This is a genomic window from Microbacterium schleiferi (assembly GCF_038150145.1).
Classification (GTDB): Bacteria; Actinomycetota; Actinomycetes; order Actinomycetales; family Microbacteriaceae; genus Microbacterium; species Microbacterium schleiferi_B.
This window is the reverse complement of the sequence record NZ_JBBWSA010000004.1, coordinates 77196-103760: the sequence shown is the minus strand read 5'-3', so window position 1 is coordinate 103760 and position 26565 is coordinate 77196. Positions and strand designations below refer to the sequence as shown.

Below are 26565 nucleotides of genomic sequence, written 5' to 3'. Positions count from 1 at the left end.
ACTGGCGCGCGCTGCCGATCAGAAACGAGACGATGAGCATCCCGAACCCGTCCGAGCACTCCTCGCCGCTGGCGCACCGCCCGTGGCTTGCCGCCTACGCCGAGGGTGTGCCCGCAGACATCGACGCGGTCGACCAGACGCTCGTCGACATGCTTTCGGCATCCGTCGACCGCTACGGCAAGGACGCGGCGCTGGAGTTCTTCGGAAGAACGACCACCTACGGCGAGCTGGGCGAACAGGTCGAGCGGGTCGCGAACGGACTGCGCAAGCAGGGGGTCCTCGCGGGTGACCGGGTGGCGCTCGTGCTGCCGAACTGTCCGCAACACGTCGTGGCGTTCTACGCGATCCTGCGCCTGGGCGCCATCGTCGTCGAGCACAACCCGCTGTACACGGCTCGCGAGCTGCGGCACCAGTTCGAGGTGCATGGCGCGGTCGCCGCGATCGTGTGGGATAAGGTCGCCGACACGATCGCCGAGATGCCCTCAGACGTCAGGCCGCGCACGATCGTTTCGGTACGGATGCCGGACGCGCTGCCCCTGGGCAAGCGTCTCGCCCTGAGGCTCCCGGTCCCCGCAGCGCGGGAGACCCGCACCGCGATGACGGCGAAGCCGACCGCAAAGAAGCTCGTAGCGTGGAAGACGCTGACGGCTGCCGGTCGTCTTCCGAAGAAGATCGCGAAGCCGGCGCTCGATGACATCGCACTGCTACAGCTGACCAGCGGTACGACCGGAACCCCGAAGGCTGCGATCCTCTCGCACCGCAATCTGCGCTCGAACGCCGCTCAAGGTCGCGCGTGGGTGCCGGGCCTGAAAGAAGGTGCCGAAACCTTCTACGCCGTGCTTCCGCTGTTCCACGCCTACGGCCTGACTCTGTGCCTGACGTTCGCCATCTCGATCGGGGCGCGCATCGTGTTGTTCCCACGGTTCGACGTCGACGCAGTGGTGACCGCTGCGAAGCACTCGCCGCCGACGTTCCTGCCCGCCGTCCCACCGGTCTACGACGCCCTGGCCCGGGCGGCTGCCCATCGCCGGATCGACCTGCACAGCATCCGCTTTGCCATCTCAGGGGCAATGAGCCTGCCGATCCCGACAGTCACGCGGTGGGAGGAGGCCAGTGACGGCCTGCTCGTCGAGGGCTACGGCATGACCGAGTCCTCGCCGGTTGCCCTCGGAAATCCCATCGGTCCGACGCGGCGCCCCGGCACGGTCGGGGTTCCGTTTCCGAGCACCGAGATCCGCGTGGTCGACCCCGACAACCCGAGCATCGATCGTGCGATCGGCGAAGCTGGCGAGCTGCTCATTCGGGGACCCCAGGTCTTTCAGGGCTACTGGGAGCGTCCCGAGGAGACAGCCGCTGCCCTGCTTCCGGGCGGCTGGCTGCGCACCGGCGACGTCGTGACCGTCGCCGAGGACGGCTTCGTCACGGTCATTGATCGCGTGAAGGAGCTCATCATCACGGGCGGCTACAACGTCAGCCCGAGCGAGGTCGAGCAGGTGCTTGTGTTGCATCCGGATGTCGATGCCGCAGCCGTCGTCGGTATCCCGCGTTCCTCGGGTGGCGAGGATGTCGTGGCAGCCGTCGTACTGCGCGAGGGTGCCCACTTCGACTCCACGGGACTGCGCGACTTCTCGCGTCAGCATCTCGCTGCGTACAAGGTTCCCAAGCGCATCGTCGAGGTGGCCGATCTGCCCCGCTCGCAGATCGGCAAGGTCCTGCGCCGGTCGGTGCGCGAGAGCCTCACGGGGAGCTGAGGCGAGCGCCCGGCCCCTGTAACGCGGGTGAAACCGACCGCGCGTATCGTGGCGCGCGACGCTCATGAAAGCGAAAGCCCGCACCCGGCGGGTGAATGGAAAGCGTGAAGCGGCTCGAGAAGGAGTTGCTATGACATTCCAGGTTCCCCTCGTGGACATCACCGCGTACGTGACCGACGGGACGCCCGAGGCGAAGGCCGAGGTCGCCCGCCGCATCGACGACGCGTGCCGCACAGTCGGGTTCATCCAGATCACCGGCCACGGCATCCCCGATCCCGTCATCCGCGGCCTCACCGACGCGATGGACGCCTTCTTCGCCCTCGACCTGGAGGCGAAGAAGACCTATCGAACCCCGCCGCAGATCAACCGCGGTTACAGTCCGCCGAAGTCCGAATCGCTAAGCCTCAGTCTCGGCGTCGAGCAGGCCAGCCGCATGAACGACTTCTTCGAGGCGTTCAACGTCGGGGCATCCGCTGCGACCTACCCGCATATGGCAGAACTCCCACAGCCCGACTACGCAGAGAACCTCTGGCCCGCCGTCGAGGGGTTCCAGACGCAGGTGGAAGCCTACTTCGACGAGGCTGCCCGCGTCGCCCGGGTCATGACCCGGATCTTCGCCGACGCACTGGGGCTGGACCCGGAGTTCTTCGCCTCCCGCACCGATCACTCGCTGGATGTCATGCGGATGAACAACTACGCGCTGCCGCCTGGGACCGATGTGACTCTCGACGGCGACCTCATCGGCATGGGCGAGCACACCGACTACGGGATCGTGACGATCCTCTGGGCCGATCAGGTCAAGGGTCTGCAGGTGCTCGGCGCGGACGGCTCGTGGAACGACGTGTCGCCGGCCGACGATGCCTTGCTGATCAACCTTGGCGATGTCACGGCCCGGTGGACCAACGAGCGGTGGATGTCGACGCTTCACCGTGTGAAGCCACCCGTGATCGACGGCACGATCGAGCGGCGCCGATCGGCTGCCTTCTTCCACGACGGGAACGTCGATGCCCTGATCGAAACGCTGCCCTCGTGCGTGGATGCCGAGCATCCCGATCTCTACGAGTCGGTCACCGTGGGCGAGCACATCGCCGCAAAACTCGCCGGGTCGCGCGCGGGCGTGCGCAACGAGGCGGCCGCGCGGGAGTCGGCGCGCGTGCTCGCGAGCCAGCGCTACTGAGGATGTGAGCGTTCGAGGCGCGCATCGAGACCGTCGAGCAGAAGCATCAGACCAAAGTCGAATCCCGACCCCTGGTCGGAGGCGTGAAGGTTCACGTGCTCGATGAGATGAGTGTGTCCGACCTGTTCGAGGTAGGCCAGGGCGGCGTCGCGTTGTTCACGCTCGGCGGCGGCATCCGTCGGCGCGAAATCGAGGGCCTGGATGACGTACCCCTGGATGTAGGCCTCGAGCACGTGATGGGCATGAAAGGCCTGTTCGGGTGTGAAACCAGCGCTGCGCAGGTGCCCGAGGGATGCGTCGATGTAGGTCATCCGTGCCGGACCACCGCTGGACGCACGAATCCGGTTGGCCCACGGGTGGCGCAGCAGCGTCGTGAACGCTGATCGGGCGGTGCGACGCACAGCCGTGCGCCAGTCGCGCGTGTCGCCGGTCAGGGTGACCTTGGCCCAGACGAGATCAACGATCCCGTCAATGACGGCTTGCTTCGATGGCAGGTGGTGGTAGATCGACATCGCCTCGACGCCGAGCCGGGCACCCAGTGCCCGCATGGTGAGCGATTCGAGCCCCTCGGCGTCGACGAGTTCCAGCGCCGCGGCGAGGATGCTGTCGCGGCTGAGCGGTCGGCGAGTCGCGTCGGGCTCCCCGTCGGATCTCGTCATGTGACGACCTTCCCGCACCTTGACGAACTTACGGTGTAAGACTAGCCTGGTCGCCAGCCATACAGTGTAAGGCTGAATCGATTTGACTCAGGAGGGCCACCATGCTCGCTATTCGCCGCTCCCGCTACGGCGGACCGGAGACGCTCGAGATCGCTGACATCGATGACGAGCCGCTGGAAGCGGGGCGCGTTCGGCTGAGGGTGGCGGCTTCATCGCTGAACCCGTTCGAGTGGCATCACATGCGCGGCCTGCCGTGGTTGATGCGCCCCACATCCGGATGGCGCCATCCGCGCAATCCCGGACTCGGCGTAGACGTTGCCGGCATCGTCACCGAGGTTGCGGATGACGTCGCTGATCTGCGAGTGGGCGATCCCGTGTTCGGCGTCGCGCGAAACTCGCTGGCGGAGTCGGCGACCGCGCGCGCCGAGTATCTCGTGCGGATTCCCGATGGCGTGGAGCTGGAAGCCGCGGCTGCTGTGCCGCTTGCGGGTCTGACGGCGCTGCAGGCCCTGCGCAACCAGGGGCTCATCACGGCGGGCTCCGGTGTGCTGATCCTCGGCGCCGCGGGTGGCGTGGGGCACTACGCCGTGCAGATCGCCCGCGCTCTCGGTGCTGGTCGTGTTGTGGCAAGCTGCAGCGGGCGCAACGCCTCGTGGGTCCAGGGTCTGGGAGCGGACCGCGTTCTGGATTACACGCGGGGCGAGGTCGACGCCATCGACGAGCGGTTCGACGTCATTCTCGATATCGCCGGCGGAGCACGAATCGCGTATCTGCGATCCCTTCTCGCGCCGGGAGGCTCGCTTGTCCTCGTGGGTGGCCCCGGCGACGGGTGGCTCCTCGGGCCTGCCACACGGATCTTTCGAGGACTGATCACGAGTCGATTCCGCCGAGAGCGGGTCGTCATGGTAAACGCGACGTGGTCGGGAGAAGACCTCGCGACCCTCGCGACGATGCTCGGCGAGGGGAGCCTGCGCAGCATCATCCATCGAGAGGTCGGACTCACGGAGGTGCCCGCGGCGATCGCGGAGCTCGAGGGTGGACACGTCCCGGGAAAAATCGTCGTGCGACCCTGACGGCCGCGGTGGCCTCAGCGGGGACCTTCGGCCCTTCATGTGGCCTGACCACAGGCGTATCGTGCCCGTGTGCGCACGATCGAAGAGACCCTCGACCTCCAAGCCGATGCGGCGATCCACAAGATCGAGGGGATGAGGCATCCGCTGCGCTTCACCGTCTCGGGGATGCTCGCCGGCGCCTACGTCGGCATCGCCGTCGTGTTGATGCTCAATGCGGCAGGCCCGCTGGTCGAAACCAGCGGCGGTTGGGCGAAGCTCGTCAGCGGCTTGGTGTTCGGCGTCGCACTGACCCTCGTCGTCTTCGCGGGGGCAGAGCTTGTGACCTCATCGATGATGACGCTCACGCAGGGAACACTCATGCGCGCGACAGCACCCGGCCCGGCCGCGGGCGCGCTCGGCTTCACGTTCGTCGCGAACCTCCTCGGCTCGGCACTGTTCGGGGTGCTCGTCGCGGTGTCGGGAGTCCTGCACGCCAATCCCGCTGCTGGCGCGATGCTCGAGGTGATGCTGGATGCCAAGGCTCACGAATCACCTCTGGAGCTGTTCGTGCGCGGCATCCTGTGCAACGTGCTCGTGTGCCTCGCGATCTGGATGGTCGCGCGGTCGACCACCGACGGTCCGAAGTTCGTGGTGATCTTCTGGGCACTTCTGGCGTTCATCACGTCGGGTTTCGAGCATGTCGTGGCAAACATGACGACCTTCACCCTGGGGTTTGCGACCGGAGTCCCGAGCGCGACCTGGCTCTCGTTCGGCACAAACATGCTGTGGGTCGGCCTCGGCAATCTCGTCGGCGGCGCGGTGTTCGTGGGACTTGCCTACTGGGTGATCGGCGGGGCGCCGCGCTGGCCCTCCGTACAGACCCTCAGGCCCGAGGAGGCCCAGGCGTCGGTGTGACGGATGCCGCGAGCTGCGTCATCCGACGCTGGCGCATCGCCAGAAACAGGGGGAACGTGAAGGCGAAGGCCGTAAGCCCCGAACCGAGGATGTAGAGCCACGCGAAGCGCATCCCGAGCCGGCGAGACTCGGCGACGATGAACACGCACCCGGCGACGGCGACGACGAGCAGGTCGACCGTGATCGACGAGACAGCCGGGCCGCTGGTGGTGAGGTCGCCGATGAAGTCTCGCAGCTGGATGATCGCGAGGGTGTTGAAGAACCACGTGCCCACCAGCCCCGCGAGGGCCAGGACGAGGTAGGTGATGGCGAGCGGGCTCCAGTGTCTGGTCATGCCTCGATCCTGACCGCTCGCTCAGCATCCGACCAGGTGCGCGCCTCAGGCAGGATGGATGAGTGATCGATGACTCCTCGCACGGCTCCCCCGATCCTTCCGTCGACCTCGACGCTCTTGCCGGCCGAGCGAGCGAGATTCGTCTGATCGCTGTCGATATGGACGGCACCTTGCTTGACGGCGAAGGCGCGGTGCCGCCGGCGCTGTGGCCGATGCTCGACCGCCTGCGCGCGGCGGGGATCGCGTTCGCACCCGCCAGTGGCAGGCAGCACGCCACACTGCGCCGGGAGTTCGGTACGCACGGTGACGATCTTGTCTTCATTGCCGAGAACGGCACGTTCGTGACGCGCGGTGATGAGGAGCTCAGCGCCGATGTCATGGACCGCGCGTTCGTCGCAGAGCTTCTGGGTGACATCCGCGGCTTCACCCACGACGTCGGCGTCGTGCTGTGCGGCAAGGGCTCGGCGTATATCGAACGAACGGATGCCGTCTTCCGCAGCCAGGCGGAGAAGTACTACGCGCGCCTGACCGATGTCCCCGACCTCACCGCCGTGGAGGACGAGATCCTGAAAGTCGCCGTCTTCGACGTCGAGGACGGCGAGAAGAACACGGCTCCCGCGCTGGAGCGACACCGTCTGACGCACCAGGTCGTCGTATCGGGACACCACTGGGTCGATGTCATGAACCGGGGAGCCTCCAAGGGCACCGCGCTTCGCGCCATCCAGGACCTCCTGAACGTCACTCCCGAGCAGACCGCCGTGTTCGGGGACTACCTCAACGATCTCGACATGATGGATGCCGCAGACTTCTCGTTCGCGATGGCCAATGCGCATCCGGATGTCGCGGCAGCAGCCCGCTACCGGGCGCCATCCAACGTCGACCACGGCGTCATCCGCGTCCTGGAGCGCCTTCTGGGCTGACGGCCCCGCGTGCGGCTGCCACGGGGCAGGCTGGACCCATGATCTCTATCCCCACCGTGACCCTGGCCGACGGCGTGAGCTTCCCGGAGGTGGGCTTCGGCACTTATGGCCTCCGCGGGGACGATGGCACCGATGCCATCGTCTCGGCCGTCCAGGCGGGATACCGCCTCCTGGATTCGGCAGTGAACTACGAGAACGAGGGCGAGGTCGGTGAGGCGGTTCGGCGCAGCGGCCTGGACCGCGACGAACTGATCGTCACGACGAAGATCCCGGGGCGCGACCACGGGTACGACGAGGCCCGCCGCAGCGCCCACGAGTCTCTCGACCGCCTCGGGCTCGACCGCATCGACCTGTATCTCATCCACTGGCCGAACCCCAGCGTCGACAAGTATGTCGACACGTGGCGCGCGATGATCGACCTGCGGGCTGAGGGACTCGTGCGCTCGATCGGAGTGTCGAACTTCACGGAGGCGATGCTCGATCGGCTGCACGGCGAGACGGGAGTGATGCCCGTCGTGAATCAGGTCGAGCTCCACCCCTACTTCCCGCAGGCATCGCTGCGCGCGTACCACGCGACTCACGGCATCCGCACCGAGAGCTGGAGCCCGCTCGCGCGCCGCAGCGAACTGCTGAGCGAACCGGTGATCGGCGACCTCGCGACTGAACTCGGCATCAGCCCCACGCAGGTCGTGCTGCGCTGGCACGTGCAGGTCGGCGCCACGCCCATTCCCAAGTCCGCTCACGCCGGTCGCCAACGCGAGAACGCCGATGTCTTCGGATTCACGCTCACCGACGATCAGGTTGCCGCGATCTCGGCGCTTGAGCGCGGGCGGCTCTGGGGCGGCGACCCGAACACGCACGAAGAGATGTGACGGCGACTCGCTTCAACCGCCGACCGGGCTGTCAAGTCCCACCGATCCTGACATCCAGCCCGAGACGCAGGGTGAGGATCCGTTGCGCGCCGATCTCAGCGAGGAGGGGCAAGGAGATCTCGCCCCTGAAGACGAGTAGGGAGCCGAAGTCAGCGGGAGCGGTGGTCTTCGGGGTGAAGGCGCGCACCGCGTCGCGGTTCGCGGGGGCCGCCGGCTCCCAGGAGTCGAATGACGCGCTGCCGGTGGCCCGCCCACGGCGAAAGAAGCTCCAGCATCCCGTCGTCATCGGTGCGCGAGCCGGTCAGGGCGTACCCGACCTCGTGCGCGAGGTGATAGTCGCCGACACTGACAGCATCCGGGTCGCCGAACGCCTTGATGCGTGTCTCGGCTGAGCTCCACGGCCCGATACCGGATTGGCTGAGCAGGATGCGATCCACGTCCTCGATGTCGGAGGCAGCGTGAACGGCGCGAACGATCGAAGCCCCTCGCGCCGCAAGCTGGACGATCGTGCGAGCTTGCGGGGGCTCGAGTCCGGCGCGGTGCCAGTCCCACGATGGGATGCGATGCCAGCCCTCGATCGATGGCGGGGCGAACATGGGCCGCGGGGTGGGACCGGGGGCGCGCGTTCCGTGGGCGGTCACTACTCGTCGCCAGGCGCCGAAGGCCTGGATGCCGGTGACCTTCTGTTCGAAGACCGAGCTGGCCAGAGCGTCGAACACGAGGTCGGTACGGCTCAGGCGCAGGCCGGGGTGACGATGTGCGAGGTCGGCGATCAACGGATGCCGCGAGGGGTCGAACCCACTCGTGTCGTCGTGGGCGCCGCACAGCGCGGGAACCTGGTTGAGGGCCCAATCAGCTCCCTCACCCCAGGCCGCAGCGCGCACTGAGCCGTCGGAGGTGCCGCGAAGAGCGAGCGTCGCAACACCCTGGGGGGTGCGGCTGGCGCGCCAGATCACCGACCCTGCCGTTGCCATCGTGGGGTCGTGCGAACCGCGTCGCTGGAACAGCACGGTGGCAGCGAGGTTCAGCGGATGCCGAGGCCGGTAGACCATCTCGATCGCCGCCGCGGAAGCGGTGGGGCTCGGTGCGAGCGAGGTCATGCCAACACGATACGGGCGCCCGCTGACACCCGTGCGGTGGCCGCGCGCTGCCTAGAACCGGTCGGGCGACGGCGCGCCGTGGCCGTACCGGATGACGACGTCGGCGTGGCGGTCGAAGCGGTATCCGACGCCACGCACTGTGCGAACGATGTCTTCGTAGCGTCCAAGCTTCGAACGCAGGCGTCGGACGTGCACATCGATCGTGCGTTCTCCGGGCACCTCGCCGTCCTCGGCGCTCTGCCACAGCGAGGAGACCAGTTCCGCCCGCTCGATCGTTCGGCCTTCGCGCAGCACCAAGTACTGGAGCAGCTCGAACTCCGTGAAGGTGAACGGCGCTGTTTCGCCGTCGATGACGATGCGCTTGCGTGAGATATCGAAGACGACACCGCGTGCGGAACGGTCGGTGTCTTCGGGTTCGGTGGCAGCAGTGACCGCGGCGATGGCCGACGGCTCACGCAGCGCGCGGCGCACGACATCGACATCGCGTCCGCCGGCGCCGCGAGGGGCGAGTGCGACGGTGGCGTAGGTTTCGGCATCCGGTGCGAGCTCGGCCAGGGTGCGGCGCAGTGCATCGACGAGAACCGGGAGTGAAACGCCGGCAGCGGCGGCTTTGGTCTCATCGAGACCGACATACAGAGCGAAGCCGCGGGGAGTGCGTGCGGCGGGCTCCTCGGCGATCGGAGGCACGGCGTGCAGGTGACGGGTGGGAGCGGGGCGGGTGAGGAGGGCGGTGTTCGACATGGGGATGATGGTCCTTGCGGAGGGCCCGGCTGGTTCGGGCAGAGGTGTTGCGGTGACCCGGCGGTCGGTGTCGAGCGCAGTTCTGATGGGTGCGCTCTGCGAGAGGGCTAGGGGGCGGTGCGATCTGGATCGCAGAACGAGCCCCGCTGAGGTGTCGTCAGCGACACATTCGACAACACATGACTGAGCGGCCGGCCATCATCATGCCGGCAGTACCGTTCGCCTCCCAGGCGGACAGAACATGCGCGTTGTCAGTCATGCGGCCGATTATGACCGACAGTGTCGAAGTGCGTCAAATCCCGGGCATCGCGCCCTGATCCCCCGGTATTCCGCGAGCAATCTGCTCACGGGGAGGAGGTTGATGGTGACACTTCGTCAGTCGCGCGGTGTGGGTCGCGACCAGGTCACGGCTTGTTGTTCGCAAAGACAAAAGGGTTGCGGTCGGCATCCACCTGTGCGTACTATCGCCGTCGAAGCGTTCAGCGAAGCGCTTCGAACACCAGGCAAGCACGTGGATTTGCCACGACATCGGTGGATTCGAGGGCACACCCGATCCGGCGGTGTTCAAGCGGTGGACTGCCTTCGGCCTGCTGAGCTCCCACTCTCCCGCCCGGCGCATGGACCCACCTGTTGACTGGCGAGCGCGTCGAGGGTAGCGGATGGCGCACCGAGGTCCACGGGTTCGACAGCGTGCCGCTGTACGTGCGCCCCGGCGCAGTCCTGCCCTGGGGTGCGCGCGATGACAGGCCCGACTACGACTATCTCGACGGACTCGCGCTTCGTGTCTTCCCGGGGGGAGAGGGGATTGCTAGCGTCACGGTGACCACCCCCGACGGGCGGGTCGAGACGTTCGAGGTCGACCGCGCCGCGGTCACCGAAGGAGAATGATCGAGAGTGAGCGAGCAATGACCGGATCTCCTGACTACCGTGATTCCGGCCTGGTCTTCCCTGACGATTTCACGTTCGGTTCGGCGACAGCGTCGTACCAGGTGGAAGGTGCGTTCGACGAGGACGGGCGCGGACCCTCGATCTGGGACACCTTCAGCAAGACGCCGGGCAAGGTGTGGAACGGCGACACCGGGGATGTCGCCTGCGACCATTACCACCGGTGGGAGAGCGACCTCGACCTCATGGCCGAGCTGGCCCTCGACGCCTACCGGTTCTCGATCGCGTGGCCCCGCATTGTGCCGACGGGGCGCGGTGCCGTGAACCAGGCAGGACTCGACTTCTACTCGCGACTCATCGACGGTCTGCTCGCCCGGGGCATAAAGCCGGTAGCGACGCTGTACCACTGGGACCTGCCGCAGCCGCTCGAGGATGCCGGTGGTTGGGCGAACCGCGCGACAGTTGACGCGTTCGAGGAATACGCGAGGGTCGTGGGCGCGGCGTTCGGTGACCGGGTGCACACCTGGACAACGTTGAACGAGCCGTGGTGCTCGGCGTATCTGGGGTACGGTCAGGGCGGTCATGCGCCGGGTCGTCACGAGCCGGCAGCGGCTCTCGCGGCCGTGCATCACCTCAACCTCGCGCACGGGCATGCCGTGCAGGCGTTACGCGAGACGTCCACCGGCGACCCGCAGTACTCCGTCACGCTCAACTTCCACGTCCTGCGCGGCGAGGGAGACGGCGCCTCGGAGGCGATGCGCCGGATCGACGCTCTCGCGAACCGGGCGTTCACGGGACCGATACTGCGCGGGGAGTACCCCGCGGATCTGCTGGAGGACACGGCGTCAGTGACCGACTGGTCGTTCGTGCGCGAGGGTGATCTTGCCGACATCCATCAGCCGATCGATGTGCTCGGTGTCAACTACTACTCGACCGCGACAGTGCGCATGTGGGACGGCGTCTCACCGAAGCAGCAGAACGACGGACACAAGGGCGCCGAGGGCGGCACCGCGTGGCCCGGCAGCGACCAGCTCGTCGAGTTCGTGGAGCAGCCTGGCCCGTACACGGCCATGGGCTGGAACATCGCCCCCGAGGGGCTCGAGGAACTGCTCGTCTCGTTGCGCGAGCAATTCCCGCAACAAGCGCTCATGGTCACCGAGAACGGCGCGGCCTTCGACGACGTCGTGGCGGCCGACGGATCGGTGCCCGACCCGGAGCGGCTCGACTACCTGCGGCGCCACATCACCGCGGCCCACCGCGCGATGGCCCGTGGCGTCGATCTGCGCGGGTATTTCGTCTGGTCCCTGCTCGACAACTTCGAGTGGGGCTACGGGTACGCCAAGCGGTTCGGCATCGTGCGCGTCGACTTCGACACCCTCGAGCGCACCGTGAAAGACAGCGGCAGGTGGTACCAGGAGCTGGTCGCAACCCACCGGATCCCCGCGTAGCGAGCGGCTGCGTCATCCGGCGCAACACCGACGCCGCGCCTTCTGCGCGAGCGTACGCTGGAGGCATGAGCGAGACGCGGTTCGCCGACCAGAAGGATGCCTCCCGGTACACCCTGCACGTGGGTGACGATCTGGTCAGCGCGCTCGATTACAACGACGACGGCCGTTCCGTCGCCCTCACCCGGGCGTTCACGCCACCACCCTTCCGGGGCAAGGGCTACGCGGCCGAGATCGTTGCGCGCGCCGTCGCGGAGCTGGAGGCGCGCGGCGACCGCGAGGTCATCCCGGTGTGCTGGTACGTCGCCGAATGGTTCGAGCGGCACCCCGAGCACGCCGGCATCCTCAAAGCTCGCGCCTGAGCAACCGCGCCAGCGGGGCGCTGACGCGGATTATCGGCGCATATGGTCGTCTTGCCGAGAAGAGGCGACCGTACGCGCCAACTGTTCGCGACGAATGTGGCAATATCGGCCAGTTTGTTGGCTTGCGCCGCGGCGAAGCGCTTGCTCCCGGGTCGCTCTAGGATGCTGCGAACGAAGGAGGAACGCCGTGAAGTCGAAGCGCGTGACCCTCGCCAATGTCGCTGCCGCTGCCGGTGTCTCGCGGACGACCGCTTCGCTCGTGCTGTCGGATCGTGGGGACGAACTGCGGATCTCCGAGGCAGCGCAGCAGCGCGTGCGCCGCGTCGCAGCAGAGCTCGCGTATCGGCCCAACATCCTCTCGTCAGCGTTGCGCCGCGGGTCTAGCCGGACGATCGGCTTCGTCTCCGACACGGTGGCTACCTCGCAGCTGGCCGGCGACCTCATCAAGGGCGCTCTGGAATACGCCCACCGAAGCGGGTACATGCTCTTCATCGGTGAGACCGAGGGTGCCCCCGACGAAGAGCGGCGCCTCGTGCAGGGCATGATCGACCGCCAGGTCGATGGCCTCATCATCGCGTCGATGTTCACGCGTGTGCGTGCGGTGCCCGCGGGAATCGATCCTCGAAGCGTCGTGCTGCTGAACGCTCTTCCCGAAGACAGCGCCGTCGGAACCGTCCCCTCCATCGTCCCCGACGAGTACGCCGCCGGACGCGCTGCAGTCGAGGTTCTCCGGGCGGCAGGGCACTCCCGTATCCACCTCCTCGGCGCGGGCCCGGGACCCGACGACGTTCCGGTGCAGACTGTCGCGGGGTCCGAGCGGTTGCGCGGCATTCTCGATGCCCTGGCCGAAGACGGGCTGGAGCCCGCCAGTGCACGGCTGTGCTCCGTGTGGCTGCCTGAGGACGGATGGGCTGCCACTCGTTCGCTGTTGGACACCGGCGTGCGCGGTGAGGCCATCATCACCTTCAACGACCGCCTGGCCTTCGGTGCCTACCAGGCGATTCACGAGGCGGGACTGTCGATTCCCAGCGACTTCTCGATCGTTTCGTTCGACGACCATCAGCTCGCGAGTTGGCTGCGTCCGCGACTGACGACCTTCGCGCTGCCCCACTACGAACTGGGAGCGCTGGCGCTTCAGGTGCTGCTGGACGATGATGCTCCCGACGGGCGGCGGATCCGGCGCGTTCCGATGCCGTTGCGGATGCGCGAGTCTGTGGCAGCTCCCGGCCCGGGACGGACGGGTGTGGGCGCCCGCGCAGCGGCATCCGCCCCGCGTGAGGCCGCCGTATCCCCGTGAGCCTCGGAGCGGATGTCGGGAGCCCGCCGTAGCGTGAGGGCATGCGCATCCTCCACACCTCCGACTGGCACATCGGGAGGTCGTTCCACGGCCACTCGACGCTGCCAGCGCTGCGGGAGGTGCTCGATGCGCTCACCGACCAGGTTCGAGACAACTCCGTCGATCTCGTGATCGTCGCGGGCGATGTCTTCGACTCATCGACGCCGCCGGCCGAGTGCTACACGCTGCTCACCGACACGCTCTCGGGGCTCGCTGACGCCGGTGCTGCCGTGGTCGTGACCAGCGGCAACCACGATTCGGCGGCCCGCCTGGGATTCCAATCCGGCCTTTTGCGGTCGGGGATTCACGTTCTGACCGACCCGGCGACGCTCGACGCGCCGATCACGCTGACCGACGCGCACGGGCCCGTCCACGTCTACGGCATCCCCTACCTCGAACCGGCACTGCTGCGCCGGACCTGGCCCGGCGAGAAGCTCCGCACGCAGCACGACGCCATCGCTCACGCGATGGGACTCATTCGCGCAGACCGTGCTACGCGGGGTGGTCGCTCGATCGTCGTGTCGCACTGTTTCGCCGCGGGGGTCGATCCCACACCCGGCCTCGAACGAGACATCCAGCAGGGCGGACTCGACGTCGTCCCCCTCGCCGAATTCGAGGGCATCGACTACGTCGCACTCGGACACATCCACGGTCGTCAGCAGCTGGCCCCCGCGGTGCGGTACGCGGGAGCACCGTTGCACTACAGCTTCGGCGAGGCAGACAAGCCGCGCGGCTCCTGGCTTGTCGATCTCTCGGCAACCGGCGAGGCCTCTGTCGCCTGGCTCGATCTGCCGATACCCCGCCGCCTCGTCACAATTCGCGGGACGCTCGATGACCTGTGCTCCGGCGCCGACCACGAGCACGCCGCGAATGCGTGGGTGCGGGCCGAATACACGGATGCGACGCCGCAACGGGATCCGCTGCGCCGCCTGCAAGCGCGCTTCCCCTTCTGCGCCGCCGTCGTGCACGCTCCCGAGAGCCGGCACGACCGTGACGAGCAGACCTACGCGGGCCGCGTCCGGACAGCCCAGACCCACGTCGAACTGATCGATGCGTTCCTTGCCCACGTCCGCGAGGGCGAGGGAGCGAGCGAAGCCGAGGCCGCGCTCATCGCTGACGTGCTCGCCGATCGCGCGGTCGCGGAGGCCCTCGCGTGAGGATCCACAGGGTCCAGATCGAGGGGTTCGGTCCGTTCCGCGAACGGCAGGATGTCGACCTCGACGCACTGGCCCCGTCGGGGGTGTTCGTGATCGCCGGTCGCACCGGAGCGGGCAAGTCCAGCATCCTCGATGCGATCTGCTTCGCCCTCTACGGCACGGTCCCGCGCTATGACGGCGTCGATCGTCGCCTGCGCAGCGATCACTGCGGCCCCGACGATCCGACGCAGGTCACGCTGGAGTTCAGCACCGGAAGTGACCGGTGGCGCATCTCGCGGTCGCCGGACTACGAACGCCCCAAGCGCCGCGGCACCGGCATGACAGTCGTCGCCGCCGACGCGCTGCTGGAGCGGCTGGAGACGGACGCGGATGGCGGCGAGCGGTGGGTAGGTTATGCGGCGGGTCCGCGCGACGTGGGCCACGCGATCGACGAGGTCGTCGGCCTTTCCCACCAGCAGTTCCTGCAGGTGATCCTGCTCGCCCAGAACCGTTTCTCGCAGTTCCTGCTGGCCGGAAACACCGACCGGCAGCGGGTGCTCCGAACGCTGTTCGGCACCCAGATCTACGAGGACTACGAGAAGCGGCTCGACGAACGCCGCCGCGAGTCCGAGCGCGAACAGGAGCGCGACACCGGGCACCTGCAAAGCCTGCAGAGTGACATCGAAACGCTCGCACGAGAGGCCGGATGGCTCGTTCCCGACGAGACGGTCGACCTCGAGCGGCTGGCCGCCCGCGCCGGGTACGACCTGCAAACCCGCGCCGACGCCGTTGACCGGGCCGAGGAGGCTCTCGCCGCCGCGGAGGGCGAGCACACCCGCGTGCGCCAGTTGCGCGAGCAGCAACAACAGCGCAACGCCGCGCGCGAGCATCTGGCAGCGATCGAGATCGAATCCGAGAGACTCGGGCCGGATCGAGTGCTCCTCGAGAGAGCCCGCGCTGCGGAGCCGCTGCGCGCCGCGATCGAAGAGGCGGGCCGTGCTCACGCCGACGTCGAGGCGACGGGCAAGAGCGAGGCGTCGATACTCGCTGACGCTGTCGCGGGGGTAGACACCGCCCTCACTGTCGACGAGTTGTTCGCCGCGGCTCAGGCTCTTACGGGCGACATCGCGCGATGGCAGGATGCCGAAGATGCCGAGCAGCAGCTCGCTATGTACCGCGCCGATCTGAACCGCGCAACCACCCAAGCGGAGGCGGTTCGGGCGGTTCTTGCGGTGACACGCGACGCGCTCACCGTGGCTGAGCAGGAGCGGGCGCGGCTCGGCGACGAGATCGAAAAACTGTCCATCGCTGCGGCTGGACTCGATGCCGCCCGCGCCGAGAGCGAAGACCTAGCCATGCGCCTGGTCGCCGCGCGAGAGGCTGAAACCGCGGCAGGTGAGCTTGTCGACGCGAGCGCTGACCGGCTCACGGCGTCGCGTGCCGTCGAGGAAGCTGTGGCAGCGTGGGGACAGCTGATGCGTCGGCGCCTGGCCGGGTTCGCCGCGGAGCTTGCCGACGGGCTCACGGATGACGATCCCTGCCCCGTGTGCGGGTCGCTGGATCACCCCGAGCCCGCTCCGAGCAACCACGATCCCGTCACGGATGCCGTCCTCGCGGCCGCCGAAGAGGATCGCGACCGCGCCCTGGCGGCGGATCGCGAGAGCGCCGCACGTCACACCGCGGTCACCGCGCGCGTCGACGCCGCGCGTGCTCGGGCGCGAGGTTCGGTCGACGAACTTCATGCGCGTCAACGCGAGAGCCAGTCCCGGCTCGAGCTCGCCGAGCGCGCAACCGAGGCGCTCGATCGCGCCCGTTGTCTGCGAGGCGAACTCGAGGCACGCGAGAACGAACTGCGGCGAGAGCTGGACGAGGCTGCCGCTCGCCTGACAGAACTCGACACGGCCCGCACCGTACTGGGCGGGCGGATCACGGAGGCCGAGGAAGCCGTCGCTACTGCGCGCGGTCCTTTCCCCAGCGTTCACGCACGGATCGCCGACGCCGAGGCTCGGCGACGAATGGCGCAGTCGCTCGCGGAGGCTCGCCGTGCCCACGAGCTCGCGCTCGAACGGGTACGGGATGCCGATCGCGAGCTCGACGCGGGAGTCGCGGCGTCCTCGTTCCCTGATGCGCCGTCAGCACGTGCCGCGCTGCTCACACCGATGCAGCTCGAAGACCTTTCGTCGCGGCTGAGCGATCACGACGCCGCCAAGCGCATCGCGAAGGAGCGCCTGCTCGAGCTCGAACTGCAGCTCGCCGATGCCCCCGATGACCTCATCGACACTGACGCGTCGCTCCGCGAGGCAACGGCAGCCCGGGAGACGTGGCAGCGTGCCGTCGCCGAACTGGCAGCGGTCCGCGAACGCGTTGCACGTTTCGGCGACGTGCGCGCGGCAATCGAGAGGCTCAACCAGGACGGCGAGCAGCGGCGCGAGCGGCACCGGATGCTCGTCCGTCTGGCCGACACACTCGCCGGGCGCGCCCCGAACACCATGCGCATGACGCTCGAGACGTTCGTGCTCGCCGCCGAACTCGAAGAGATCGTCGCAGCCGCGAACCTGCGCCTCGCCGATATGTCCGACGGGCGCTATCGCCTGGAGCACACCGACGCACTTGCGCGGCGAGGTGCAGCTTCGGGCCTCGGGCTACACGTCCACGACGCGTACACGGGACGATCGCGTCCGCCCCAGTCACTCTCCGGTGGCGAGACCTTCCTTGCCTCACTCGCTCTTGCCCTGGGCCTGGCAGAGGTCGTCACGAGCCGCGCGGGCGGCATCCGGCTTGACACGCTGTTCATCGATGAGGGGTTCGGATCGCTGGATGCCGAGACCCTCGAGCTCGCGCTGCGGACCCTCGACGACCTGCGCTCGGGTGGCCGCACGATCGGCGTCATCAGCCACGTCGAGGCGATGAAAGAGCAGCTGCCGATCGGCATCCTTGTCGAAGCGTCGCCGCACGGCTCAAGGGTGATCACGGAGGCCGCGCCCAGCCTGCTCTGATCGCGAGCGCCGCCGTGACGGGCCGCGTCCACTCGACAGGGGCATACGCTGGCAGGGTGAGTTCGGATTCGGGAGCGTCGTCGCAGCCACGAACCACCACGATCCCGCTCACCAACGCCGCGCGGTGGCGAGCGTTTGCCGTCGCGGCATCCGTCGCGGCGATCACGATCCTTGACCTGTCGAAGGTCAATGTTGCGCTGCCCTCGATCGAGCATGCTCTGGGCGCCGGTTCCACCGAGCTCCAGTTGATCGTCTCGGGCTACGTCCTGACCTTCGGTCTGTTCTTGGTTCCCATGGGGCGCTTGGGCGACCAGCGTTCCCGCCGCGCGCTGTTTCTGGTGGGCCTGATCCTGTTCACTCTCGCAAGTCTTGGGTGCGCGCTGGCTCCGAACATCGTGGTCCTCATGGTCTTCCGATTGCTACAGGGTGTTGCTGCCGGCATCCAGATGCCGCAGGTCCTCGGCTTGATTCAGCAGATTTTCCAGGGGGCCGAGCGGGGGCGCGCGTTCGGTCTGTTCGGAGCCACGATCGGGCTCGCCACGGCGTTCGGACCGACGCTCGGTGGGCTCATGATCGCCCTCGGCGGTCCGGATGACGGCTGGCGCTGGATCTTCTGGATGAACGTTCCGCTGGGAATCGCCGCGATCGCCGCCGCGGTCTGGGTACTTCCGACCACTCGGATCCACACCGGGCGCCGCATAGCTCTCGACCCGATCGGTGTGGTTCTGTTCGGCGTGACGGTGCTCGCCCTGATGTGGCCGTTCCTGTTCACCACGGGCTCACCCGACGACGACCCACGTCGGTGGTGGTTGCTGACCGTCTTCGTCCTGTTCGCGGCCCTCTTCGTCGCCTGGGAACGGCGCTACGCCGCCCGCGGGCATGCGCCACTGATCCCGTTCTCGCTGTTTCGCATCGCGTCCTATCGCAACGGCACCCTGCTCGCTACCTCGTACTTCGCGGCCCTCCCCGCCCTGTTCCTGCTGACCACCCTGTACCTGCAGACGGGGCTCGAGCTCGAGCCCGTCTTCGCAGGGATGGTCACCATCGGCTTCGCGCTCCCGAGCGCGGTGGCCTCCTGGGTCGGCGGCAATCTCGTGACCCGCATCGGTCGCCCGTTGGTCGTCGGTGGACTCATCATGGTCCTGGTCTCGGCGGTCGGTCTCGTGCTCGTCGCCATGTTCGCGACGCCCGCGCTGACTCCGTGGCTGATGGGCGCCGTGATGATCGTCGGAGGCCTCGGGGGAGGGCTCGTCATCTCACCGAACCAGACCCTCGCGCTCGCGGACGTGCCGGTATCCGAGGGAGGCCTTGCCGGCTCGGTGGGCCAACTCGGTCAGCGCATCGGTACTGCCGTCGGCACTGCCGTCGCTCTCGCTCTGTTCTACGCCACGATCTATCGCGAGACCGGAAACCGGGACTCGCTGGCCGTCTACCACGACGCCTATCTCATCGGGATGTCGTCAGTCGCCCTCTTCATCGCGCTGGCGTTCGTCGTCTCGATCGTCGACCTGTCCCGGCGCCGAGCTGCGGCACGGGATGCCGAAGCCGACGAGGCTGAGGAGCGTCGCGCGGGACCGACCTGAGCCAGGAGCTCCGAGCTAGCGGCCTCAGAGACCGTAGTCTCGGCGCACCCTCTCCAGGAGCAGCACACTGCAGGCATCCGTCGCTTCGCCCCAGTCCCACCGCGCGCCGTCCTGGGCGCGATCCGACACGGCCTTGAGCACCCGGATCGGCACGTTGTACTGCTGAGCGACCCACACATACGCGTAGACCTCCATATCGACGAGGGACGCGCCGAGATCACGGATGCCTGCGGCGGCGTCCGCATCGTCCACGAAGTGGTCGCCGGTCGCGATCGTGTGGCCACTCCCGCCGAACGAGAGCATGGCCGGGAGTGACACGTGCTGCCCCACGACATTGTCGAGGTCGGTCACATCGTGTTGGATCGCGGCAGTGACCTCGTGCACGGTGGCCTCGACATCCTCGTGGATGGCGCCGGCGGTGCCTACGACGACGATCTCGTCGTAGTCGCCGCGTTCCAGGGCGCGCGTCAGCGCATGCGTCGCCTGGAGTTTTCCCGGGCCCGTGACAAGGCGGTCGAAGCCGGGAAGCTCGTCGGGAAACGCAACCAGCTCGCGGTCGAGGGCCGCAACGAGAAGTCTCATGCCTTCATTTTGTCTGGCGTTTCGAGGTGTACGGGTTCACGCTCAGCGGCGAAGATGGGAGGCGACGACAGGAGGACGCAAGTGAAGTCTGTGGTGTTGGAAACTCCCGACGGGATCGACGTGCGGCTCGGGTGGGACCCGTCGATGAGCGAACACGATCGCAAGCGCCTCCTGGCCAAGGAACTCGTCGCCGCCAAGCTCAAGCTCGACCCGAAGGACGTCAGGGTCGAGCGGGAAGCCCCGGCTCAGTTCGGGTTCCACACGCAGCTGTTCGCGAGCGTTGAGGGCAAAGAACTACCGCTGCACATCCGCAACGCGAGCTTCCGCGCGGCAACCGTCGTCGCTCTCACCGATCAGCCGTACACGATCGGGCTCGACATCCGCGACCTGCATCCCGACGAGGCCACGATCCATGAGATGCAGCGTCACTCGCACCTGTTCGACGAGTCCAACATCCTGAACCTCATCGACCATTGGACGCGCGTGCAGGCCGTGCGCGAAGCCGATGGCCGCGGTGCGCGCGTTGTGCCCGATGTGGTCAAACTCGACGCGACCCGGCAGCGGGGGTGGGTCCCCGACCGCAGGGCGCAGTACACGATCCTCGATCTCTCCCGCGATGGCTTCGTCGTGACGCTCGCCTTCGCCGACGCCGAGGACGCCCGCACCCCCGTGTGAGGAAGGCGGCTCCGACTTCCGGGATTTTCGTTCGGTCGCGCCATGAGGTGGGTGGTGGATGCCTGAACTCGCGATTGGGCGCGACCGAACTCGGGACCCGACCATTCGGTCGCGCTGATGTGCGGGTGATGCAGCCTCCATGCCGCGCGACGGCGCGACTGAACAAAGGAGAGTGGATGCTCAGGCGTCGGATGCCGGGCTGAGCGCGGCATCCAGTTCCGCAAGCCACACCCGGGCGTTGCCGTCCGAGGGTGCACGCCAGTCGCCGCGCGGCGACAGGGACCCAGCAGGCGACACCTTCGGACCGTTCGGGATGGCTGACCGCTTGAACTGTGCGAACCCGAAGAAGCGCTGCAGGAACACCCGTAGCCAGCGCACGACGGTCTCTCGGTCGTAGTCGTAGCGCTCGTCGAGCGGGAACCCCGGGGGCCACGCGCCGGCGTCAGCGTCCCGCCACGCCTGTTCGGCGAGGAACGCGATCTTCGACGGGCGGAAGCCGTACCGCAGCACGTGGAAGAGGGTGAAGTCGTGCAGCGCATACGGGCCGATGCGGTCCTGGGTCGACTGGATCTTGCCGTCCTGGTCAGCGGGCACGAGCTCGGGGCTGATCTCGGTGTCGAGCACCGACTGCAGCACGGTGGTCGCTTCGGGGGTGAGAGCAGCGGCTCCCTGGTCTTCGCCGTGCGCGATGACCCACCGGATGAGGTGCTGGATGAGGGTCTTCGGGACCCCGGCATTCACGGCGTAGTGGCTCATGTGGTCACCGACGCCATAGGTGGCCCAGCCGAGCGCGAGCTCCGACATGTCGGAGGTTCCGATGACGATGCCGCCGTTCTGGTTCGCCAGACGGAACAGCAGGTCAGTGCGGACTCCGGCCTGCACGTTCTCGAACGTGACGTCGTAGACCGGCTCGCCCTGGCTGAAGGCGTGTCCGATGCTGCGGAGGATCTCGGATGCCGTGGCACGGATGTCGATCGTCTCGATCGAGGCGCCGATGGCCGTCGCCATGGCTACGGCATTGGACTTCGTGTGGTCGCTGGTTGCAAAGCCGGGGAGCGTATACGCGAGGATGTCGGAGCGCGGCCGCCCCATCCGATCCATCGCCCGGGCGACGACGAGCAGGGCGTGGGTGGAGTCGAGCCCACCGCTGACGCCGATGACGGGTTTCGGGTTGCCGATCGCCCGCATCCGCTGCACGAGGCCCTCGACCTGAATATTGAAGGCCTCGTAGCAGTCCTGGGCAAGGCGGGCAGGGTCGTCGGGCACGAACGGGAACCGATCGAGGTGACGGCGAAGTCCGACATCCGTGGCAGGCGGATCGAGGACGAACTCGATCCTGAGGAAGTCATCGGCGCCGAGTGCACTGCGGTTGTCGTCGAAGGTGCCCTGACGGATGCGGTCTTGACGCAGCCTGTCGAGATCGACGTCGGCGACGCTGCGGCGGGGTCCGTCGGGGAAGCGCTCGGTCTCGGCCAGCAGCGTGCCGGCTTCGTAGACCATCGTCTGGCCGTCCCACGACACGTCGTTCGTCGATTCGCCCAGGCCCGCTGCAGCGTAGACGTAGGCGCTCAGGCACCGTAGCGACTGGGACTGCACGAGGATGCGACGGTCATCGGCGCGGGCGATGGTGATCGGGCTTCCCGAGAGGTTGGCGATGACGCTCGCTCCCGCCAGTGCTGCCGGGGATGACGGCGGAACGGGCACCCACATGTCTTCGCACACCTCGACGTGCACCACGAGACCCGCGACATCACGCGCCTCGAAGAGCAGGTTCGTGCCGAAGACGGTCTCGAGAGCGCCGATCCGGATCGCCTCGCCCGACCACGCCTCACCCGGCGCGTACCAGCGCCGCTCGTAGAACTCGCGGTACGTGGGCAGGTACGCCTTCGGAACCACGCCGAGTACCTCGCCGCGATGGATGATGACCGCGCAGTTGTAGAGGCGGTTGCGATGGTGCAGCGGGGCGCCGACCACCAGCACGGGGAAGAGGCCGACGGATGCCGCCACGATCCGCTCGATGGCGCGGGTGACGCCGTCTAGAAGCGCGTCCTGCATGACGAGGTCGTCAATGGCGTAGCCCGACAGGCACAGCTCGGGGAACACGGCGACGGCGACGGCATCCGCATCGCACTCGCGCGCTGCCGCGAGAACCGCTTCGGCGTTGGTCGCGGGGTCGGCTACCGCCACCGGGATCGTGCACGCCGCGACGCGCGCGAAGCCGTGGCGGTACGCGCTTTCGAACGGCAGGCTCGTGCTCACGCCTCCAGTCTCGCACTTCGCGTCCTGCCGCGCCGAGAAGCCCGCGACTGCACCCGGCCAGGCATCCTGGCTGGGCCGTGTCGGATGCCCCGGCTATCGTCGGGAGCGGAAAGGCATCATGCGATACATCGAGAGCGAGCGCCGGTTCGTCTGGAGCGCGAGTGACCTCAAGGCCGCCGCCGAGTGCGAGTTCGCCTGGGTGCGGGCTATCGACGCGAAGCTCGGTCGAGTCGATCCGGTGGAGGACCCGGTCGATCTCACTCTGGAGCGCGCAGGGCGGCTGGGTGGCGTCCACGAGCATCGAACCCTCGAGGCCTACCGCGAACGATTAGGCGATACCGTCGTCGAGATTCCCGAGACCGTTTCCTCGGATGCCGAGGCTCTTGCCCGCGCCGTCGAGCTGACCAACGACGCGCTGCGTTCCGACCGGGTGAGCGTCATCTACCAGGCGACCTTCGCCGATGACGAGTTCGTGGGTTTCGCGGACTTCCTGCTGCGGGATTCGGGCGGGCGCTGGATCGTGCAGGACACCAAGCTCGCCCGCCACGCGCGAGTCACCGCGCTCATGCAGCTCGCGGCATACGTCGATCGGCTCGACCAGCTCGGGGTGCCCCGATCCAGTGAGGTCCAGCTGTTGCTCGGCGACGGATCGACCAGCACCCACCGCGTCGACGACCTCCTGCCGGTCTATGCGCTGCGCCGCCAGCGACTGCGGGCGCTGCTGGCAGACCGGCTCTCGACATCCGTGCCGATCGCGTGGGATGACCCGCGCGACGAGCTGGGAGTCGTCGCGTGCGGCAGGTGCCCGACGTGCGAGCTCGAGGTCGTCGCAACGCGGGATCTGTTGCTGGTGGCAGGCATTCGTCCCGTCCAGCGCGAACGGATGCAGGCAGCCGGCATCCGCACGATCGATGACCTGGTCGATGCGAGCGCGACGCCGGCGGGGATGAACCCCGACACCTTCGCGATGCTGCAGACCCAGGCGAGACTGCAGCTGCGAACGGCCGCCGGGGTGGGCGCCTTCGACTCGTCGGCCGCGGGGGATGCCGTACCCGGTGCCCCTGCCGCGCCAGCACCACCGCCGTTCGAGGTCGTCGCGCCGGCCGCGCTGGCAGCTTTGCCAAGGCCCGACCACGGCGACCTCTTCTTCGACTTCGAGGGTGACCCGCTCTACACCGAGGCGGTCGATGGTGATGCGCGGGGACCCGAGCAGACGATCTCGTGGGGTCTGGACTATCTGTTCGGCTGGGTCGATGATCGCGAGCAGTACAGCGCGCTCTGGGCCCACTCCTTCGCCGACGAGCGGACAGCCCTCGAGACGTTTCTCGACATGGTCGCGGTACGCCGTGCGGCACACCCCGCCATGCACATCTACCACTACGCGCCCTACGAACCCACGCACCTCCTGCAGATGGCTGCCCGATACGGGGTTCGGGAGGCAGAAGTCGATCGCCTCCTGCGTGATGGGGTCTTCGTCGACCTCTATCCCGTGGTCAGACGCGCGCTGCGCGTGGGGTCGCGTTCGTACTCGATCAAGAAACTCGAGCCCCTGTACATGGGCGACGAGGTCCGCACGAGCGATGTGCAGCGCGGCGATGACTCGATCGTGAGATACGTCGAGGCGCGGGCGCTCGCCGAAGACGGGGACGCGGATGCCGCGCAGGCCATCCTCGATGACATCGCCGACTACAACCGCTACGACTGCGTCTCGACCCGGCGCCTGCGCGATTGGCTCGTCGACCGCGCTCGCGAGACGGGTCGGCGCCCGGCCGCGAATCCGGAACCGAGCGAGACCGGCTACGAACCTTCGCCGCAGGCGACAACTCTGCTGCGCCTGGCGGGTGAGACCTCCGATGAGGCTGATGCGCAGGCACTGCGCCTCGCCGCCGCAGCGATCGACTACTACCCGCGTGAGGCGAAGTCGTTCTGGGCCACCCACTACCTGCGGCTTCGCGAACCGATGTCGCTGTGGGAAGACACGCGAGACGTTGTTGCCGTGGACCCGGCGCGTTCCCGCATTCGTGAGGACTGGCACAGGCCCGAGGGTTCTCGAGCAGACCGGCGCGTGATCGAGGTGCGGGGCGAGCTCGCGCCCGGCACGAGGCTCCGCCCCGGCGCCGACCCCTTCGCGATCTACGAGCTGCCCGCGCCCTTCCCATTCGCCGCCGCAGCGCGGTGGATTCACGCCGATCATCGGGTCAGCGTCATCGAGGAGCTCGAGGACGGTGTGGTCATCGAAGAGCGAGCCGTCGAGGGCTTCACCTGGCAGGACCTGCCGATCGCGCTGACGCCGGCCGCCCCACCTCGCGCGGCAAGTCAGCAGACCGCCATCGACGCGTGGGCGGCTGCCGTCATCGACGCCCATCCGAGATTCCCGAAAGACCCGGCATCCGACATCCTGCGGCGCCTACCCGCCCGATTGCTCGCGGCTGAGCCGGCGACCGCTGCTGCGGACGCTGACGACGTCGACGCGCTCGTCGAAGCAGTGCTCCGCCTCGACCACAGTGCCCTGTCGGTGCAGGGACCTCCGGGTACCGGCAAGACGTACGTCGGTTCGCACGTGATTCAGCGGCTCGTCGCCGAGCACGGCTTCCGGGTGGGAGTCGTCGCCCAATCGCACGCGGTGGTCGAGCACATGCTCGGCCGTGTCATCGCAGCGGGGGTACCCGCTTCTCGAGTCGGCAAGGCGCCGAAGGATGCCGACGCCGACGTGCCCTTCACCGTGATCCCCAAGAACGGTGTTGCCGCGTTCGCTGCCGAGAACGCGGCAACCGGTTTTGTCGTCGGCGGGACGGCGTGGGACTTCAGCCACGAAGGTCGTGTGCCGCGCGGGAGTCTCGACCTGCTCGTCATCGACGAGGCCGGTCAGTTCTCCCTCGCATCCACGATCGCCGTCTCGCTTGCAGCGCCGCGGCTGCTGCTCATTGGCGATCCGCAGCAGCTTCCGCAGGTGAGTCAGGGGACGCATCCGGAGCCGGTCGATACGTCGGCGCTCGGATGGATCATGGACGGCGAAGACGTCATCCCGTCGAGCTTCGGACGCTTCCTTGCGGCTTCGCGGCGGATGCATCCCGCGGTCACGGCCCCGGTCTCGGACCTGTCGTACCGCGGTGCGCTGCGCGCTCACCCCAGCACGGCGCTCCGGCGCCTCGAGGGTGTCACGGCCGGCGTCGTTCCCGTGCCGGTTCGTCATCGCGGCCGGGCTACCCAGTCACCGGAGGAGGCCGAGACCGTCGTCGCGATCGTGCGCGATCTCGTCGGGCGCTCGTGGACGGATGTCGTCGTGGACGACCGCGACAGCTCGGTGACCAGCGCGACATCCCGGCCGCTGCAGGCCTCGGACATCATCGTCGTCACGCCCTACAACGCGCAGCAGGTGCTCGTGGAGTCAGCCCTGTCGGCAGCCGGTTTCGACGGGGTTCCGGTCGGGACCGTCGACCGTTTTCAGGGCCAGGAGGCTGCTGTCGCGGTCGTGTCGCTCGCGGCATCCTCGGGTCGAGACGCACCCCGAGGGCTTGAGTTTCTGCTGCTGCGCAATCGCCTGAACGTCGCCATCTCGCGGGCGATGCACACTGCCTATATCGTCTACTCGCCGGGGCTGCTGGACGACCTTCCGCGCACGCCCGAGGGAGTGGCTCGCCTGAGCGGATTTGCGCGGTTGGTCGGGGCCGTACCCACCGAGACGGGCAGGGCGATGGATGCTGCTTCGGCGGTTCCCGCGATGAGTGCGGTGGTTCCCGGCGGCGATACCCCCGTCGGCTAGGATCCGGCCGAGGCTCGCTCGC

At 67.9% G+C, this 26565-nt stretch carries 20 protein-coding genes and 1 pseudogene; 15 read left to right on the top strand and 6 right to left on the bottom strand.

Translation table 11 applies throughout. The features are described 5' to 3' along the window. The first annotated feature begins 32 nt into the window (after positions 1-32). Together AADH62_RS05605 and AADH62_RS05600 are read left to right on the top strand one after the other, a co-directional pair. Entirely contained in the window at positions 33-1751 is a 1719-nt protein-coding gene (locus AADH62_RS05605) for a long-chain-fatty-acid--CoA ligase (RefSeq protein ID WP_331792219.1), read from the top strand. Between the two features lie 130 nt (positions 1752-1881). After that, positions 1882-2928: an isopenicillin N synthase family dioxygenase gene (locus tag AADH62_RS05600; protein ID WP_331792220.1), complete on the top strand. Its 1047-nt coding sequence runs from the start codon at positions 1882-1884 to the stop codon at positions 2926-2928. On the opposite strand, the gene AADH62_RS05595 is transcribed toward AADH62_RS05600, so the two are convergent. After that, entirely contained in the window at positions 2922-3587 is a 666-nt protein-coding gene (locus AADH62_RS05595) for a TetR/AcrR family transcriptional regulator C-terminal domain-containing protein (protein ID WP_331792221.1), read from the bottom strand. The genes AADH62_RS05600 and AADH62_RS05595 overlap by 7 nt on opposite strands. 101 nt (positions 3588-3688) lie before the next feature. Here AADH62_RS05595 and AADH62_RS05590 point away from each other — a divergent pair, with 101 nt between their 5' ends. Together AADH62_RS05590 and AADH62_RS05585 are read left to right on the top strand one after the other, a co-directional pair. Beyond that, on the top strand, positions 3689-4660 hold the full coding sequence (locus tag AADH62_RS05590) for an NAD(P)-dependent alcohol dehydrogenase (protein WP_331792222.1): 972 nt from the start codon (positions 3689-3691) through the stop codon (positions 4658-4660). Positions 4661-4729: 69 nt separating this feature from the next. Continuing rightward, the gene (locus AADH62_RS05585) at positions 4730-5554 is read left to right on the top strand and encodes a formate/nitrite transporter family protein (protein ID WP_300590496.1); all 825 of its coding nucleotides are present in this window, start codon (positions 4730-4732) and stop codon (positions 5552-5554) included. Here AADH62_RS05585 and AADH62_RS05580 read toward each other — a convergent pair. Further along, on the bottom strand, positions 5523-5888 hold the full coding sequence (locus AADH62_RS05580; protein WP_331792223.1) for a DUF2834 domain-containing protein: 366 nt from the start codon (positions 5886-5888) through the stop codon (positions 5523-5525). The two genes, AADH62_RS05585 and AADH62_RS05580, sit on opposite strands and share 32 nt — an antisense overlap. A 62-nt stretch (positions 5889-5950) precedes the next feature. Between AADH62_RS05580 and AADH62_RS05575 the strand changes: the two genes are divergently transcribed. Together AADH62_RS05575 and AADH62_RS05570 are read left to right on the top strand one after the other, a co-directional pair. Further along, positions 5951-6808: a Cof-type HAD-IIB family hydrolase gene (locus AADH62_RS05575; protein ID WP_341578643.1), complete on the top strand. Its 858-nt coding sequence runs from the start codon at positions 5951-5953 to the stop codon at positions 6806-6808. A 38-nt stretch (positions 6809-6846) separates the two neighbouring features. After that, positions 6847-7680 carry an aldo/keto reductase gene (locus AADH62_RS05570; RefSeq protein WP_341578642.1) on the top strand — a complete coding sequence of 278 codons (834 nt, stop codon included), beginning with the start codon at positions 6847-6849 and terminating at the stop codon, positions 7678-7680. Between the two features lie 149 nt (positions 7681-7829). On the opposite strand, the gene AADH62_RS05565 is transcribed toward AADH62_RS05570, so the two are convergent. Both AADH62_RS05565 and AADH62_RS05560 read right to left on the bottom strand, forming a co-directional pair. After that, on the bottom strand, positions 7830-8780 hold the full coding sequence (locus AADH62_RS05565; protein WP_341578641.1) for a DNA-3-methyladenine glycosylase 2 family protein: 951 nt from the start codon (positions 8778-8780) through the stop codon (positions 7830-7832). Between the two features lie 51 nt (positions 8781-8831). After that, the gene (locus AADH62_RS05560) at positions 8832-9521 is read right to left on the bottom strand and encodes a winged helix-turn-helix domain-containing protein (protein ID WP_341578640.1); all 690 of its coding nucleotides are present in this window, start codon (positions 9519-9521) and stop codon (positions 8832-8834) included. 521 nt (positions 9522-10042) lie between these two features. Between AADH62_RS05560 and AADH62_RS05555 the strand changes: the two are divergent. The 7 genes and pseudogenes from AADH62_RS05555 to AADH62_RS05525 all read left to right on the top strand — a co-directional run. After that, positions 10043-10409: pseudogene (locus AADH62_RS05555) on the top strand (hypothetical protein); the annotation flags it as partial. Between the two features lie 17 nt (positions 10410-10426). Continuing rightward, positions 10427-11854, top strand: coding sequence for a GH1 family beta-glucosidase (locus tag AADH62_RS05550; protein WP_341578639.1), 1428 nt, complete (start codon positions 10427-10429; stop codon positions 11852-11854). 65 nt (positions 11855-11919) lie between these two features. Continuing rightward, positions 11920-12213, top strand: a complete 294-nt coding sequence (locus tag AADH62_RS05545; RefSeq protein ID WP_341578638.1) for a GNAT family N-acetyltransferase — start codon at positions 11920-11922, stop codon at positions 12211-12213. Positions 12214-12400: 187 nt separating this feature from the next. Beyond that, complete coding sequence (locus AADH62_RS05540) at positions 12401-13510, top strand: LacI family DNA-binding transcriptional regulator (RefSeq protein WP_341578637.1); 1110 nt, start codon at positions 12401-12403, stop codon at positions 13508-13510. A gap of 41 nt (positions 13511-13551) precedes the next feature. Then, positions 13552-14706, top strand: coding sequence for an exonuclease SbcCD subunit D (locus AADH62_RS05535; protein ID WP_292735026.1), 1155 nt, complete (start codon positions 13552-13554; stop codon positions 14704-14706). Continuing rightward, on the top strand, positions 14703-17681 hold the full coding sequence (locus AADH62_RS05530; RefSeq protein WP_292735029.1) for an AAA family ATPase: 2979 nt from the start codon (positions 14703-14705) through the stop codon (positions 17679-17681). Before AADH62_RS05535 ends, AADH62_RS05530 begins: the two co-directional genes overlap by 4 nt. A gap of 56 nt (positions 17682-17737) precedes the next feature. Then, on the top strand, positions 17738-19264 hold the full coding sequence (locus AADH62_RS05525; RefSeq protein WP_425355647.1) for an MFS transporter: 1527 nt from the start codon (positions 17738-17740) through the stop codon (positions 19262-19264). A gap of 24 nt (positions 19265-19288) precedes the next feature. Here AADH62_RS05525 and AADH62_RS05520 read toward each other — a convergent pair whose 3' ends face one another. Beyond that, positions 19289-19846 carry a nucleoside phosphorylase gene (locus tag AADH62_RS05520; protein WP_341578636.1) on the bottom strand — a complete coding sequence of 186 codons (558 nt, stop codon included), beginning with the start codon at positions 19844-19846 and terminating at the stop codon, positions 19289-19291. Positions 19847-19939: 93 nt separating this feature from the next. Between AADH62_RS05520 and AADH62_RS05515 the strand changes: the two genes are divergently transcribed. Continuing rightward, positions 19940-20521: a hypothetical protein gene (locus AADH62_RS05515; RefSeq protein ID WP_341578752.1), complete on the top strand. Its 582-nt coding sequence runs from the start codon at positions 19940-19942 to the stop codon at positions 20519-20521. A 180-nt stretch (positions 20522-20701) separates the two neighbouring features. Here the strand turns inward: AADH62_RS05515 and AADH62_RS05510 are convergent, their stop codons facing one another. Continuing rightward, positions 20702-22780 carry an NAD(+) synthase gene (locus tag AADH62_RS05510; protein ID WP_341578635.1) on the bottom strand — a complete coding sequence of 693 codons (2079 nt, stop codon included), beginning with the start codon at positions 22778-22780 and terminating at the stop codon, positions 20702-20704. Between the two features lie 118 nt (positions 22781-22898). Here AADH62_RS05510 and AADH62_RS05505 point away from each other — a divergent pair, with 118 nt between their 5' ends. Further along, on the top strand, positions 22899-26543 hold the full coding sequence (locus tag AADH62_RS05505; RefSeq protein ID WP_341578751.1) for a TM0106 family RecB-like putative nuclease: 3645 nt from the start codon (positions 22899-22901) through the stop codon (positions 26541-26543). Positions 26544-26565 lie beyond the last annotated feature (22 nt).